This window comes from Streptomyces sp. NPDC034049, assembly GCF_055575575.1.
Genome location: NZ_JBVISJ010000001.1, coordinates 911,079 through 926,084, shown reverse-complemented (window position 1 = coordinate 926,084; position 15,006 = coordinate 911,079). Strand labels below are relative to the sequence as shown.

The following is a 15,006-nucleotide window of genomic DNA, read 5'->3' as shown; positions in this document are numbered from 1 at the left end:
GCCCCACGGAACCCCTTTTCTCCCGATACGTCCAGGAGCGATCCATGCGAATCCCGAGCCGACGGAGGTCGCGCGCACTCGCCGCGGTCGCCGCGGGGACGCTGCTCGCCCCGCTTCTCTCCGGCTGCTGGACCGGGGCGGGCGGGGCGGGATCCGGCGGCGACGCCATCAACGTCCTCATGGTCAACAACCCCCAGATGCAGGAGCTACAGAAGCTCACCGCCGCGCACTTCACCAAGAAGACCGGCATCCGGGTCAACTTCACCGTGCTGCCGGAGAACGACGTCCGCGACAAGATCAGCCAGGACTTCGCCAACCAGGCGGGCCAGTACGACGTGGCCACCCTCAGCAACTACGAGATACCCGTCTACGCCCGCAACGGCTGGCTGGAGGAGCTGGACCCGTACGTCGCGAAGGACCCGGGCTTCGACCAGCAGGACATCCTGAAGCCGATGCGCCAGTCCCTGACCGGCGACGACGGCAAGCTCTACGGCGAGCCGTTCTACGGCGAGTCGTCCTTCCTGATGTACCGCAAGGACGTCTTCGCCGAGCACGGGCTCACCATGCCCGAGCACCCCACCTGGCGGCAGGTCGCCGACCTCGCCGCCGAGGCCGACGGGGCCGAGGACGGCATGAAGGGCATCTGTCTGCGCGGACTGCCCGGCTGGGGCGAGATCATGGCGCCGCTCACCACCGTCGTGAACACCTTCGGCGGCACCTGGTTCGACAAGGACTGGAAGGCCCGGCTCGACTCCCCCGAGTTCGAGCGGGCGACCAGGTTCTACGTGGACCTCGTGCGCGAGCACGGCGAGTCCGGCGCCGCCCAGGCCGGCTTCGCCGAGTGCCTCAACAACATGACCCAGGGCAAGGTCGCCATGTGGTACGACGCCACGTCCGCGGCCGGCTCCCTGGAGGCGGACGACTCCCCGGTGCAGGGCAAGGTCGGCTATGTACCGGCGCCCGTCGAGAAGACCCGGTCCTCCGGCTGGCTCTACACCTGGGCCTGGGGCATCCAACAGGCCTCCCGGAACCCGGACAGGGCCTGGAAGTTCGTCTCCTGGGCGTCGAGCAAGGAGTACGAGGAACTGGTCGGCGACGAGATCGGCTGGTCGAACGTGCCCGCCGGCAAACGGGAGTCGACGTACGCGAACCCGGACTACCGCGAGGAGGCCGCCGCCTTCCAGGAGACGACCCGCGAGGCCATCGAGAGCGCCCGGCCCACCGACCCCGGCATCCAGCCGCGCCCCGCGCCCGGCATCCAGTTCGTCGGCATCCCCGAGTTCACCGACCTCGGCACCAAGGTCTCCCTGGAGATCAGCGCGGCCGTCGCCGGACGCCAGTCCGTCGCGTCGGCCCTGAAGAAATCGCAGGCGCTCGCCGAGCAGATCTCCGAGGAGTACGAGGGACGATGACCGCGACCACGACAGCGCCGACGGCGGCGGCCGCCGTACGCACCCGCGGCACACCGAACGCCCGGCTGCGCGCCTGGGCCACCCGAGCCCCGCTCCTGCCCGCCCTGATCTTCATGATCGCCGTGACCCAACTCCCGTTCGTGGCCACGCTGGTGATCTCCTTCCTCGACTGGAACTCCCTCTACCCGGACGCCCGCCGCTTCGCCGGCCTCGCCAACTACGGCGAGGTCCTCACCGACCCCGACCTGCGCCGCTCGGTGTGGACGACGATCCTGCTGACGGTCGCCGTGGTCCTCGCCAGTCTGGTCCTCGGTCTGCTGCTCGCCCTGCTGCTCGACCGGAGGTTCCGGGGCCGGGGCATCGTCCGCACCCTGCTCATCGCCCCCTTCCTGGTGGTCCCGGTGGCGGCGGCCCTGCTCTGGAAACACGTCCTCTACAACCCCGAATACGGCCTGTTCAACGGGCTGTTGCACTATGTCGGCGGCCCCCAGCCCGACTGGATCTCGGACACCCCGCTGCTCGCGGTCGAGGCCGCCCTGGTGTGGCAGTGGACACCGTTCATGATGCTGATCCTGCTGGCGGGACTACAGTCCCGGGACCAGCAGCAGATCGAGGCGGCCCGGGTCGACGGCGCGAGCGACTGGCAGATCTTCCGCCATCTGACGCTCCCGCATCTGCGCCGCTATCTCGAACTGGGCGCGTTGCTGGGCTCGATCCACATCGTCCAGAACTTCGACGCGGTCTTCACGATCACCTCGGGCGGCCTGGGTACGGCGAACCTGCCGTACACCGTCTACCAGACCTTCTACCAGGCCCACGAGAACGGCCTCGCCTCGGCCGCGGGCGTCCTGGTCGTCATCGGCTCGATCATCATCGCGACGTTCGCCCTGCGTGTGGTGTCGTCGCTGTTCCGTGAGGAGGCGGGCCGGTCATGAGGCCAACTGCCCAAAGAAGCAAAGGACTCGGCCTGGGGCTGGCGGCCTGGGCGCTCGGTGTCCTGTTCTTCCTGCCCATCGCCTGGATGGCGCTGACGTCGCTCCACTCGGAACCGGACGCGGCGACCAACCCCCCGTCCTGGGCGGCCTCCCTGACCCTCGACGGCTACCGCGAGTTCTTCGGCGTGGACGGCGGGGCCGGCCCCTGGCCCGCCCTGATCAACTCGGCGGTGGCGTCCCTGGCGTCGACCCTGCTCGTCCTCCTCCTCGCCTTCCCGGCGGCGTACGCGCTGTCGATCCGCCCGGTGAGGAAGTGGACGGACGTCCTGTTCTTCTTCCTCTCCACGAAGATGCTGCCGGTGGTGGCGGGCCTGCTCCCCCTCTACCTCTTCGCCAGGAACACGGGCCTGCTGGACAACATCTGGCTCCTCGTCCTGCTGTACACCTCCATGAACCTGCCGATCGCCGTCTGGATGATGCAGTCCTTCCTGGCGGAGGTCCCGGTGGCGGTGATCGAGGCCGCGCAACTCGACGGTGCCCGGCTCCCCACGGTGCTGTCCCGGGTGGTGGCGCCGATCGCGGCCCCCGGCATCGCCGCGACCGCCCTGATCTGCTTCATCTTCAGCTGGAACGAGCTGCTCTTCGCGAGGGTGCTGACCGGTGTCGTCGCCGAGACCGCCCCCGTCTTCCTCACCGGCTTCATCACCAGCCAGGGCCTGTTCCTGGCCAAGGTGTGCGCCGCGTCGCTCGTCATCTCCCTGCCGGTGCTCGCCGCGGGGTTCGCCGCCCAGGACAAGCTGGTCCAGGGCCTCTCCCTGGGAGCCGTCAAATGAAGGCCGCCGTCATCGAGTCCGTGGGCAGGGCCGTCGTCGCCGAGGTCCCCCACCCGGCACCGGGCCCCCGAGAGGTCGTCGTCGAGGTCGCCGCGTGCGGTCTGTGCGGCACCGATCTGCACATCCTCCAGGGCGAGTTCGCCCCGAAGCTGCCGATCGTGCCCGGACACGAGTTCGCGGGCGAGGTGGTGGGCGTGGGCGGCCGGGTCACCGAACTCTCCGTGGGCGACCGGGTGGCCGTCGACCCGTCCCTGTACTGCCACGAGTGCCGCTACTGCCGCACCGGCCACAACAACCTCTGCGAGCGGTGGGCCGCGATCGGCGTCACCACGGCCGGAGGCGCGGCGCAGTACGCGGTGGCGCCGGTGGCGAACTGCGTCCGGCTCCCGGAGCACGTCCGCACCGAGGACGCGGCACTGGTGGAACCGCTGTCCTGCGCGGTACGGGGCTACGACGTCCTGCGGGCCCGTCTCGGCGCCCATGTCCTCGTCTACGGCTCGGGCACGATGGGTCTGATGATGCTGGAGCTCGCGAAGCGGACGGGCGCGGCGAGTGTGGACGTGGTCGACGTGAACCCCTCCCGCCTGGAGACCGCCCGCCGACTGGGCGTCTCGGCGGCCGCCGCGGGCGCCGACGAACTCGACCGGCCCCAGGGCTGGGACGTGGTGATCGACGCGACGGGCAACGCCGCCGCCATCCAGGACGGCCTGGACCGGGTGGCCAGGGCCGGGACCTTCCTCCAGTTCGGAGTGGCCGACTACGCGACACGGGTCACGATCGACCCGTACCGCATCTACAACCAGGAGATCACCATCACGGGCTCCATGGCCGTCCTGCACAGCTTCGAACGCGCGGCGGAACTCTTCGCGAGCGGCGTCCTGGACCCGGACGTCCTCATCAGCGACCGCCTCCCCCTGGACCAGTATCCGCAGGCCCTGGAACAGTTCGCCTCGGGCGTCGGCCGCAAGATCGTGGTGATCCCCTGACCGCGCCCCGCACCGGCCGGCGGCTCACTTCTCCACGAAGACGATGTCCTTGCACGGGCGGGTCATCTTCACCGTGTTGTCGGTCGTGACCTCGACGATGTGGTGCAGGCCCCGGTGGATCCTTGCGGAGTCCGGGAGGCGGTACTCGTCCTGGGCTCCGGCCAGGAAGGCGCGGAAGCAGGCCAGCGAGGGGGCCGTGCCCGTGAAGTCCAGGTAGTCCTTCAGCCGCCGGAACAGCTTCGGCAGGATCACCACGCCGGTCTTGTCGTCCGTCAGCGAGGCCATGCCCATGACCTTCACGCCGTCGAGGGTCTTGTCCACCTTCCACACGCCCTTCGCGGACGCCTTCGCCTTCTCCGCGGCCTCGGCGAGCAGTTCGCGCAGGTGGAAGGGGAGGCCCGAGTAGAACGTCGGGTAGGCCAGACCGAGCAGGAGCAGACGGTGGTTGGCGGTGCGCTTCAGCAGGTCCTCGTCGACGTCCGTCCAGTAGCCGCTGTGGACGGGCGGGGTGCCCTTGCCGGCGAAGGCCACGCAGCGGCCGTAGGCGTCGGCGCCCCGGGTGAGGATCCAGCCGGGCACGCTGTCCGGCACGGTGGCGACGGTCTCGTCGTCGTCCCTGAGAACGGTCTTGAAGTCGAGGAACTTCAGCAGTTCGTCGGCGGCCTCGTGGGCGAGACCCCGCGGCTGGTGCTCCACGTGCGGCTCCTCGCCGTAGTGGGTCTCCAGGGCGTCGATCCCTTCGAGCCGGACACTCGCGCGCCCGTCGGCCCTGGGCACGATCCGCGTGTCCCCCGGGACCAGTTTCCAGTCGTCCACGTCGTCAGGGATGAAGGGAAGGGTGTCCCCGTCCGGCTTGGCACCCCCCTCCACCTTGAACCTTCCTCTGATCAGCAGCATGGCCATGATCGGCTCCCGTCCAGGCGTCACGGTGGGTGTTCGTCCCTCACGGAAGGTACACACGCGAGGAGCGGACCGGAGCGCCCCGCGCCTCCGCCCGGCCGACCCCACCCACACGGCCCCAACCCGGACGGTAAGGGAACGGTAAAGCGGCTCGAATCGTTCTCCCGGCATGACCGCTATGACCCCCGGCTCGAACATCCCGCTGCCCGTCACCCGTGTCGCGGTGGACGTCGCCGCGCCCGTGCGGCTCGACGTCTCGGGCCTGCTGCTCACCGCCGACGGCAAGGTCCGCTCGGACGACGACTTCATCTTCTACAACCAGCCGAGCGGCCCGGGCGTGACCTACCGCTCCGGCGGCGGCACGACCCCCGACTCGATCACCGTGGACACGACGGCCGTCCCCCCGGGCATCGAGAAGATCGTCGTCACGGCCAGCCCCGACGCGGCCGGCCAGACCTTCCAGGGCGTCGAACCGACGGCCACGATCCGCGACGCGGCGAACGGCTCGGTGATCGCCACGTTCACCCCGCCCCAGCTGGGCACGGAGACGGCCCTGGTGATCGTGGAGGTCTATCTGCGCAACGGCGCGTGGAAGGCGCGCGCGGTCGGCCAGGGATACGCCAACGGCCTCGCGGGCATCGCGACGGACTTCGGCGTCACCGTGGAGGAGCCCGCCCCGGCACCGGCGCAGCCCGTCGCCCCGCCCGCCCCCGCCACCCAGCCCCCGGCCGCCCCGCCGGCCCCGCCCATGGACCCCCGCGTCGCCGCGCCCCCGGCACCCCCCGCCCCTCCGGCCCCGCCCGCGCCCGGCGCCGGGAAGATCAACCTGGACAAGGGCCGCGTCAGCCTCCAGAAGAACCAGACGGTCTCCCTGGTCAAGGGAGGCCGCCCGCTGCTCTCCCAGGTCAAGATGGGCCTCGGCTGGGAGCCCGCGTACCGGGGCAAGGACATCGACCTGGACGCGTCGGTCATCGCGTACGGCCCCCAGCGCAACCACATCGACAGCTGCTACTTCGGCAAGCTGTCCATCGTCAACGGCGCGATCAAGCACTCGGGCGACAACCTCACCGGTGAGGGCGGCGGCGACGACGAGGTCATCGTCGTGGACCTCGGCCGGCTCCCCCAGGACGTCACCGGTCTGGTCTTCACCGTCAACTCCTTCTCCGGGCAGAAGTTCACCGAGGTCGCCAAGGCCTACTGCCGTCTGCTCGACGCCGCGACCGGCGAGGAGCTGGTCCGCTTCGACCTCACCAACGCCGAGGCCCAGACCGGCGTGATGATGGCCAAGCTGATCAAGCAGTTCTCCGGCGAGTGGGAGATGACCGCGATGGGCGACTTCGTCAAGTCCCGCACGGTCAGGGGGATGGTGAAGCCGGCCGCCCAGGCCCTCTGAGGCAAACAACGCCGGGCGCCCCGCTCAGGAGGGCGCCCGGCTGACGAGCGCGTACTGCTCAGGAGGGCGCCCGGCTCACTGGATCACTCCGCTGTACGCGTTCAGCGCCGGCTGCCCGCCGAGGTGCGCGTAGAGCACGGTGGAGTCCGGACCGATCTCGCCGCGCTCGATCAGGTCGACCATCCCGGCCATCGACTTGCCCTCGTAGACGGGGTCGGTGACCATGCCCTCGGTGCGTGCCGCGAGCTGCATGGCGACGAGGGTGGCGTCGTCCGGGACGCCATAGGTCCCGGCGTGGTACCGCTCGTCCAGCTCCACGTCCGCGACGGTCAACTCCCTTTTGAGACCAATGAGTTGCCCGGTGTTGTGGGCGATCCGGGCGACCTGCTCACGGGTGGTGGCCGGCTTGGCCGAGGCGTCGATGCCGATCACCCGGCGCGCCCGTGCGCCCGCCTCCTCCAGCGCGGCGAAGCCGGCGACCATGCCGGCCTGCGTCGAGCCGGTCACCGAGCACACGACCACCGTGTCGAAGAAGACGCCCAGCTCCCGCTCCTGCTCGGCGACTTCGTACGCCCAGCCGGCGAAGCCCAGGCCACCGAGCGGGTGGTCGGAGGCGCCCGCCGGGATGGCGTACGGCTTGCCGCCGTTCTCCTCGACCTCCCTGAGCGCCAGCTCCCAGCTCTCCTTGAAGCCGATACCGAAGCCGGCCCGGACGAGCCGTACGTCGGCGCCGGCCAGCCGGCTGATCAGGATGTTGCCGACCTTGTCGTAGACGGCGTCCGGCCAGTCGACCCAACTCTCCTGCACGAGCACGCACTTGAGCCCGGCGCGGGCGGCGACGGCGGCGACCTGGCGGGTGTGGTTGGACTGCACACCGCCGATGGAGACGAGGGTGTCGCAGCCCTGCGCGAGCGCGTCGGCGACCAGGTACTCCAGCTTGCGCGTCTTGTTGCCGCCGTACGCGATACCGGAGTTGCAGTCCTCCCGCTTGGCCCAGACGGAGGCACCACCGAGATGCGCGGTCAGCCGCTCCAGCGGGTGGACCGGCGAGGGCCCGAAGAGGAGCGGATAGCGCGCGAAGGAAGAAAGGGACACGGGTCCTCCCGGTCTGGAGTGGAGCGGTGCGGGGCGGGATGGTGCGGGACGAGGCGTGGTGGGGCTCGCGTGTGTACGGCGGGCGGTGGCGGCGGGTCAGTCGTCCGCTTCGAGGACGGCCGGCCCGTCCGCCGGACCGTCCGCCGACTCGTCGACGAGTGCCGCCAGGCCGTGCCAGATCTCCGCCGTCACACGGACCGCCTCGTCCGTGTCGCCGCCCGCGCAGGCCTCGATGAGCTGGTCGTGCAGGCCGGCCGAGCGGCAGTTGCCGCCCTCGCCGAAGCGCCGGCGCTCCAGGCGGCGGATGAGCGGGGTGTAGCGGGCGATGGTGGCGGCGGCCGCGCGGTTGCCGCTGACCCGGACGAGGACGTCGTGGAGTTCGTCGTCGGCGACGAGGGCGGCGTCCACGTCGCCGGTGCGGACGGCCGCCGCGAACCGCTCGTTGGCCGAGCGCATCGTCTCGACGTCCGCCGCGAACAGCCGGGGCACGGCGGCCCGGGTGGCCAGTTCGTGCATGGCGCCGACCACGGCCGCCGCGTCCCGCACATCGGCGGCCACGACGGCCGTGACCCGTGTGTAGCTCTGCGGCTTGCTCTCCAGCAGCCCTTCGTCGACCAGACGCGAGAAGGCCTCCCGCACCGGCGCCCGGGACAGCCCCAGCAACTCCGCGAACTCGGCGTCACGCACCACCGCGCCGGGCTCGATCTCCCCGGCCACGATGGCGTCCCGGATGGCTTGGTAGGCACGGTCCCTGAGAAGGGTGCGCCCGACCGGTCGTATGGCCTCCATGGACTGAAATGTTAGATGTCAGTACGGGACGCGAACAAGAGTGTGGCCCGCACCCCCACTGGGATACGGGCCACACTCACCCCCCGGTCGACCGAGGGACCGAAGTCACTCGGCCGCCCACGGCCAGTCGGCGTCCCGGGCCGCCTCCAGCAGCGGGACCATCCGGAAAGCCGCGTCCGAGAGCCCCCCGAACGTGTGCCGGTTCGCCCGGCCGGAGGGGCCGTGGCCCGCCCGGTACCCGGCGAGGTTCCAGGTGTAGACGGGGACGTCGGCCGGGATCTGCGCGGTCGGGTCGCCGTAGTGGCTGTACGTGGCCTGCTCGTCGGTGACGATCAGGACCCGGTCGTGCTTGCGGTAGTGCCGGCGGACGGCCTCGGTGGTGTCGGTGCCGCCCAGGTCGCCGAACCGGCCGATGATCTTCAGCACGGACTCGCCCGCACCGAACTTCACCACCCGGCTCGTGCTGCCGAACTCGACGAGATCCGCGTGCGCCGCCCGCAGCGCGAGCGCCGTGCCGAAGATCGCCGCCGCGTCCGCGTACGTCAGCGAGGAGCGGTCGGTCAGCCGCGAGGAGAACATCGAGCCCGAGCGGTCGACCAGGACCAGGGTCCGGCCGGGCAGCGCGGGCACGTTGGCCAGCGAGTGACCGAGCGCCTGCTCCAGCGGGTACGCCCAGCGCAGCGAGGGCGCGTGCCGGAACGCCGAGAGGTAGCGGAACGGGAACTGCCGCGACCGCGCGACCTCCGCCGGGTCGCTGATCCGCGCCGCCACCCGCGCCGCGACCTCGTCGGAGACACCCGCCTCGTCGAAGTTCCGCAGGTTGCGCACGAGGGCCATGGCGCCCATGGACGGAATGACGGCCTCCCAGGCCGCCTTGTCCATCGGCCCCTGCAGCCAACCGGCCAGCGCCTCCCAGGTGATCCCCGCGTCCGCGAGCCGCTGGGCGCCGCCCGAGCCGGTCACGACCCGGCGCCGCTTGGCGGGCCGCAGCTCCATCAGGTCACGGTGCGCGGCGAGCATCGGCAGCGACCGGGGCACGACCGCCGTGTCCGGGTGGTGGCGCCGGTCGAGGGCGTACTGGAACAGGTCCCCCTGCCACGGCTTGGCCGGGTCCGGCGCCGCGTGCACCAGGTTCAGGATGTCGCCGAAGCGGTACCCCTTGGACGCGGTGTCGTACTTCAGCAGCGACTTGGGGCTGTAGAGCCGTCGTACGGCGTCGGCGACGCCCCGCTTCACGGGCTTGGGGACGGCGCGCCCGTACCGCGAGGTCCAGTAGGCGAGCAGCTCGCCGGGCTCGTCCGGGCGCCGCAGCACCGAGTCGACGACCTGGCGGTTGGCGGGCCCGTCGGTGACGCCCGCGTCGAGCCGTGCCTTCACGTACTCGGCGGCTCCCACGATCGAGGCCGTACGGAGGTTGCCCTCGCCGCGCAGCCAGCCGAGCAGGCCGGCCGTCCACACCGGGTCGGTGACGGCGAGGCGGCGGACGAGCGCGGCGAACCGGTCGTCGCGGTCCTCACCGCTCTCGTAGAAGGTCTTCTGCGCGACGAAGTTGGCGATCGACAGCAGGAACAGCTCGGAGCGCTCGTCCCGCTCACGGCCCCTGCCGCCCTCGTACGTACGGAGCACCTGCCCCGTCGAGGTGACCCGCGAGGTGGGCTGCGCCTTTCCGGCCTTCGTGTTGAACCGCGCCATGATGAATTCCCCCGAATACATGGGTATTTCGGAGGGAGGCACGGCAGAAGGAAGGTGACCGAGATCGAATTCGGCGGCGGTGCTTATCAACAGGCGCGTCTTCCGTTCCGCCACACCGACCGGAGTCGATGACGGGATTCGAACCCGCACGGGGATTCCTCCCCACCAGTTCCCGAAGTATCCGCTGCCTGCGCACCGGGCACCCACCATCTGCCGCGCCTCCCGAGATCGCGTCGCACCGGGAGGTGCGTAAAGCTTTGGGTGTCCAGAGATCGAATTCGGCGGAACCGACGTAGGTGCTCTAACCCCTGAGCTACACCGGCGTGTTGGTACCGGTGGCGGGACTCGAACCCGCGGCCGCCCCATTATGAGTGGAAGTAGGTCCTGCCTTCGCACCTGGACAGGCATCACTCTAGGAGGCGCACCGCGGGACGGGCCAGCGAATTAATCACCGCTTCTCACCACCGTTTCTCACCACCGCTTCTGCCGCTTCCACGGCCCGGTGATCGCGAGCAGGATTCCCGGCGTCTGGATGTCGGCGTAGAGGGTCTTTCCGTCGGGTGAGAAGGTGACGCCGGCGAACTCGCTGTACTCGGGCTCCTCCTCGGTGCCGATGTTCAGGTCGTTGCGGGCGATCGGGTAGGTACGGCCGCTGTCGGTGGCGCCGAACAGATGCGAGATCCCCTCGCCGTCCTCGGCGAGGAGGACGATGCCGCCGTACGGAGAGACGGTGATGTTGTCGGGCCGGTCGAGGGCGCCGTCGGCGGACGGGTCCGGGTCGACGCCGAGGAGGACCTTCAGGGTGAGGGTGCGGCGCTTGGGGTCGTAGAACCAGACCTGGCCGTCGTGCGCGGCGCCGGGGCTCTCGGCCCGGGCGTACGAGGAGACGAGGTACGCGCCGCCGTCGCCCCCACCACATGCCCTCCAGCTTGGGTGCGCCGTGGTCAGGGGGGTGCGTGTGTCATGGGCGGGTGCGGGTCCGGTCTTCGTCCGCGGGTGCGTGGGACTTCTCGCGCAGTTCCCCGCGCCTTTAAAAGCTTCAGGCCCCTGCGGGCCTGAAAGACCACGGCCCTGCGGGCCTGAAAAGCACGGGGCGCAGCCCCTGCTTTTCAGGGGCGCGGGGAACTGCGCGAGAACCCCCACTCACCCGCACCCGCCGACGAAACAGGCACCCCCACCCCACTAGGCGCCCCACCCTTCAGACGCCCCACCCCGTCAAACCCCCGGCCCCATCTGCGAACGTGCCTTGAACGCCGCCTTCCGCGCCTCCTTCGCCACCTTCTTGTCGGGGTGGATCCTCCCCATCGCCTCCAGCACATCCGGCGTCGCCGGATGATCCACCCGCCACGCCGCCGCGAAGAACGACCCGTGCTGCGCGGCCAGCCCCTCCACCAGCGCCCTCAGCTCCGCCGAATTCCCCTCCGCCGCCAACTGCGCGGCCACCGTGTCGATGGTGAGCCAGAAGACCATCGCCTCGGACGGCGCGGGCACGTCCCCCGCCCCGCGCTCGGTCAGCCACACCCGGGCGAGCCCACCCAGCTCGGGATCGTCCAGCACCTCCCGGAGCGCCGGCTCGGCCACCGCCCCCACCAGGGACAGCGCCTGCTGACAGCGCAGCCGCCGCAGCGGAGCCCCCGCGTCGGAGCCGCGCGCCGCGGCCAGCAGTTCCCGCGCCGCGGCCAGCGCCTCACGGCGGGCGAGCCACTGCTCGGTCTCGGCCTGGGCCGCCGCCGGCGGGAACCCGGCGGTGCCGTCGAGGAGCACGTCCGCCCCCTTGTCGACGAGGTCCCCCACGGCGGGCGCGGCCACGCCGGCCTCCTGGAGCCGCGCCCGCACCCCGTACAGCCCCAGCGGGGTGAGCCGGACCATGCCGTAGCGGGTGACATCGGTGTCGTCGACGACGGGCGCCCCCGACCCCTCGGCGGCGGCCGCGGCCTCCTCCGCGTCCGTCATCAGCGCCTCGTCCACCGGCTGGTACTCCACCAGCCCGACCGGCTCCAGCACCCGGAACTGGTCGTCGAGCCGCATCATGGCGTCCGAGACCTGTTCCAGGACGTCGTTGGTGGGCTCCCCCATGTCGTCGGGAACGATCATCGACGCGGCGAGGGCGGGCAGCGGAACCGGCCCCTCGGGGCCGTCCTCGCTGACGGTGAGGAGGTAGAGGTTGCCGAGCACTCCGTCGAGGAAGTCCGCCTCGGCCTCGGGGTCCCAGTCCAGCTCGGAGAAGTCGATCTCGCCGCCGGAGTCCATGGCCTCGACCAGGCCGTCGAGGTCGGGCACGCTCGCGTCGGCGAGGGTGGTCTCCAGGGCGGTGAGCCAGATGCCGAGCACGTCCTGCGGTCCGCCCGAGGTGAGGAGCGCGAGGTCCTCGCCCGCCGCGACCGTCCCGGCCTCCTCGTCCACGATCTCGACGAGCCCGGTGTCCATGGCCACCCGCCAGGCCTCGCTCGCCAGGGCCGCCGCGTCGTCACCGCCGAGAAGGGCGAGCGGGTCGGTGCCCACACCGCCCGAGCCGCCCCCGGCGGTTTCCCCGCTTCCGGCCCCGCCCCCGCCGGTGAGCCCCAGCGCCTCGGCGGCCGCGGGCAGTTGCTCCTCCACGAGTTCGCCCCCGGCGCCCACGCGCGTGTCCGGCCCGGCCCAGCGGGCGAGCCGCGCGGCGCGCGAGAGCAGCGGCGTGGCGAGCGCCTCCCGCGCCAGCTCCGCTTCGGAGAGAAGCCGCACCGGCGGCAGTGGCGAGCTGTCTGACATCGGTGGGGGTCTCCTCGGAACAGATGGTGACGTACGACGGCCGAGCGGTTCAGGGCCGCTGTGCGGACGGCGCCCGTGAGCGATACGCGTACGAGTGCGCAGCCGCTCAGCCTAGACGGATTTGAGCCCATGCCGCCCGGTTCATGTACCTGCCAGGAGTCGGGTGTGGCTGAAACCTTGACAACTGACCTGACCAGGCAGGAGATTGACGCGCGTAGAAACTCACGGGTAGCTCTGGGCGGATTCCAGGGCCGCCCACAGGGGCGACCGTCCGGGCCCACCGAACCCCGCCGCCGCCCATCGGAGTTCTACGCGCGTCGCACCGCCCCACCGGTCGCAGGCCACCCCCGTCCACTCTCGTCCCGGCGCTCACGTACGTCCCCGGAGGGATCCCCTTGCCGAGCAAGAGAACCGCGCGCATCGGCGCGCTGACCGTCGCCACCATCTGCTCCACGGTCTCCGCCGTGGTCCTGACCTCGCCCGCCGTGGCGGACGCCGTACGCATCCACGACATCCAGGGCACGACCCGGACGTCCCCGCTCGCCGGTCAGCAGGTGACCGGGGTCGAGGGGATCGTCACGGGCGTCCGCACCTACGGTTCGCGCGGCTTCTGGATCCAGGACACCAAGGCGGACGCCGACCCGGCCACGAGCGAGGGCGTCTTCGTCTTCACCAGCTCCCGGCCGACCGTCTCCGTCGGTGACGCGGTGACGGTCGCGGGCACGGTCTCCGAGTTCGTACCGGGCGGCACTTCGTCCGGAAACCAGTCCGTGACACAGATCACCCGCCCGACGATCACGGTGGTCTCCACCGGCAACGCCGTCCCGGCCGCGACCGTCGTGAACGCCCGGTCGGTGCCGAGCCGGTACGCCCCGACCGGCGACACCGCCGTCGGCGGTTCGGTCAACGGCCTCACGCTCGCCCCGGCCACGTACGCCCTGGACTACTACGAGTCCCTGGAGGGCATGAACGTCCAGGTCGCCGATGCCCGGGTGGTGGGCGCCACCGACCCGTTCACCGAGCTGTGGGTCACCGTGAAGCCCCGGGAGAACGCCAACCGCCGCGGCGGCACGGTGTACGGCTCCTACACCTCGCAGAACACCGGCCGGCTCCAGATCCAGTCGCTCGGCGCGGTCGCCGACTTCCCGAAGGCGAACGTCGGCGACGCCCTGAAGGGCACGACGGCCGGCCCGCTGGACTACAACCAGTTCGGCGGCTACACGCTCGTCGCCAACCACCTCGGCACCCTTGAGCAGGGCGGGCTGGAGCGCGAGACGACGCGCAAGCAGGGGCGCGGCGAGCTGGCGGTGGCCACGTACAACGTCGAGAACCTGGACCCCTCGGACGCCTCCTTCGCGGACCACGCGGCGGCGATCGTGCACCACCTCCAGTCGCCCGACATCGTGACCCTGGAGGAGATCCAGGACAACAACGGCGCCACCAACGACGGTACGGTCGCCGCCGACCAGACGGTGAAGAAGCTGATCGAGGCCATCGCGGCGGCCGGCGGCCCGACGTACGACTGGCGCTCCATCGACCCGGTGAACCTCGCGGACGGCGGCGAGCCGGGCGGCAACATCCGCCAGGTCTTCCTGTTCAACCCCGAGCGGGTCTCCTTCACCGACCGCGCGGGCGGCGACGCCACGACCGCCGTCGGGGTGACGAAGGCGTACGGCAAGGCGCGGCTGACGGTCTCCCCCGGCCGTATCGACCCGGCGAACGCCGCCTGGACCAACAGCCGCAAGCCGCTCGTCGGCGAGTTCTCCTTCCGCGGCAAGTCCGTCTTCGTGATCGCGAACCACTTCGCGTCCAAGGGCGGCGACCAGTCGCTGCACTCGGAGTTCCAGCCGCCGAAGCGGAGTTCGGAGACCCAGCGCCATCTCCAGGCGACCGCCGTGAACACCTTCGTCAAGGAGATCCTGGCGAAGGAGAGGAACGCGGACGTCATAGCCCTCGGCGACATCAACGACTTCGAGTTCTCGAAGACCGCCGAACTGCTGGAGGACGACGGCGCCCTGTGGTCGGCGGTCAAGTCGCTGCCGGGGAGCGAGCGTTACTCGTACGTCTTCCAGGGCAACACGCAGGTCCTCGACCAGATCCTGATCAGCCCCTCGATCCGGCGCTCGTGCGATTTCACGTACGACAGCGTGCACACCAACGCGGAGTTCCACGACCAGATCAGCGACCACGACCCGCAGGTGCTGCGCTTCGAGCCGTAACGGG

At 70.9% G+C, this 15,006-nt stretch carries 11 protein-coding genes and 1 pseudogene; 6 read left to right on the top strand and 6 right to left on the bottom strand.

The features are described 5' to 3' along the window. The first annotated feature begins 44 nt into the window (after positions 1–44). Genes ACZ52C_RS04110 through ACZ52C_RS04095 form a run of 4 tightly spaced genes read left to right on the top strand, consistent with a single transcriptional unit; the run spans position 45 to position 4,166 of the window. The gene (locus ACZ52C_RS04110; RefSeq protein WP_469073285.1) at positions 45–1,412 is read left to right on the top strand and encodes an ABC transporter substrate-binding protein; all 1,368 of its coding nucleotides are present in this window, start codon (positions 45–47) and stop codon (positions 1,410–1,412) included. Continuing rightward, positions 1,409–2,347, top strand: coding sequence for a carbohydrate ABC transporter permease (locus tag ACZ52C_RS04105; protein WP_469073284.1), 939 nt, complete (start codon positions 1,409–1,411; stop codon positions 2,345–2,347). The genes ACZ52C_RS04110 and ACZ52C_RS04105 overlap by 4 nt, the downstream gene beginning before the upstream one ends. Then, on the top strand, positions 2,344–3,180 hold the full coding sequence (locus tag ACZ52C_RS04100; RefSeq protein ID WP_469073283.1) for a carbohydrate ABC transporter permease: 837 nt from the start codon (positions 2,344–2,346) through the stop codon (positions 3,178–3,180). The genes ACZ52C_RS04105 and ACZ52C_RS04100 overlap by 4 nt, the downstream gene beginning before the upstream one ends. Further along, positions 3,177–4,166 (top strand): zinc-dependent alcohol dehydrogenase family protein, encoded by a 990-nt coding sequence (locus ACZ52C_RS04095; protein WP_469073282.1) that lies wholly within the window; start codon positions 3,177–3,179, stop codon positions 4,164–4,166. The genes ACZ52C_RS04100 and ACZ52C_RS04095 overlap by 4 nt, the downstream gene beginning before the upstream one ends. 24 nt (positions 4,167–4,190) lie before the next feature. On the opposite strand, the gene ACZ52C_RS04090 is transcribed toward ACZ52C_RS04095, so the two are convergent. Further along, positions 4,191–5,069, bottom strand: coding sequence for a nuclease (locus ACZ52C_RS04090; RefSeq protein ID WP_469073281.1), 879 nt, complete (start codon positions 5,067–5,069; stop codon positions 4,191–4,193). 175 nt (positions 5,070–5,244) lie between these two features. On the opposite strand from ACZ52C_RS04090, the gene ACZ52C_RS04085 reads away from it, so the two are divergent. Then, positions 5,245–6,459: a TerD family protein gene (locus ACZ52C_RS04085; RefSeq protein ID WP_469073427.1), complete on the top strand. Its 1,215-nt coding sequence runs from the start codon at positions 5,245–5,247 to the stop codon at positions 6,457–6,459. 75 nt (positions 6,460–6,534) lie between these two features. On the opposite strand, the gene ACZ52C_RS04080 is transcribed toward ACZ52C_RS04085, so the two are convergent. From ACZ52C_RS04080 to ACZ52C_RS04060, 5 genes and pseudogenes are all read right to left on the bottom strand, one after another. Next, positions 6,535–7,554: a 1-aminocyclopropane-1-carboxylate deaminase gene (locus ACZ52C_RS04080; RefSeq protein ID WP_469073280.1), complete on the bottom strand. Its 1,020-nt coding sequence runs from the start codon at positions 7,552–7,554 to the stop codon at positions 6,535–6,537. A gap of 96 nt (positions 7,555–7,650) precedes the next feature. Then, a complete protein-coding gene (locus tag ACZ52C_RS04075) occupies positions 7,651–8,343 on the bottom strand; it encodes a GntR family transcriptional regulator (protein WP_469073279.1) in 693 nt (230 codons plus the stop codon). A gap of 105 nt (positions 8,344–8,448) precedes the next feature. After that, positions 8,449–10,035 carry a vWA domain-containing protein gene (locus ACZ52C_RS04070; protein WP_469073278.1) on the bottom strand — a complete coding sequence of 529 codons (1,587 nt, stop codon included), beginning with the start codon at positions 10,033–10,035 and terminating at the stop codon, positions 8,449–8,451. 471 nt (positions 10,036–10,506) lie between these two features. Beyond that, positions 10,507–10,972, bottom strand: a pseudogene (locus ACZ52C_RS04065) (alkaline phosphatase PhoX); the annotation flags it as partial. A 278-nt stretch (positions 10,973–11,250) separates the two neighbouring features. Further along, the gene (locus ACZ52C_RS04060) at positions 11,251–12,783 is read right to left on the bottom strand and encodes a hypothetical protein (RefSeq protein WP_469073277.1); all 1,533 of its coding nucleotides are present in this window, start codon (positions 12,781–12,783) and stop codon (positions 11,251–11,253) included. A gap of 395 nt (positions 12,784–13,178) precedes the next feature. On the opposite strand from ACZ52C_RS04060, the gene ACZ52C_RS04055 reads away from it, so the two are divergent. Beyond that, positions 13,179–15,002: an endonuclease/exonuclease/phosphatase family protein gene (locus tag ACZ52C_RS04055; protein WP_469073276.1), complete on the top strand. Its 1,824-nt coding sequence runs from the start codon at positions 13,179–13,181 to the stop codon at positions 15,000–15,002. The last annotated feature ends 4 nt before the right edge of the window (positions 15,003–15,006 follow it).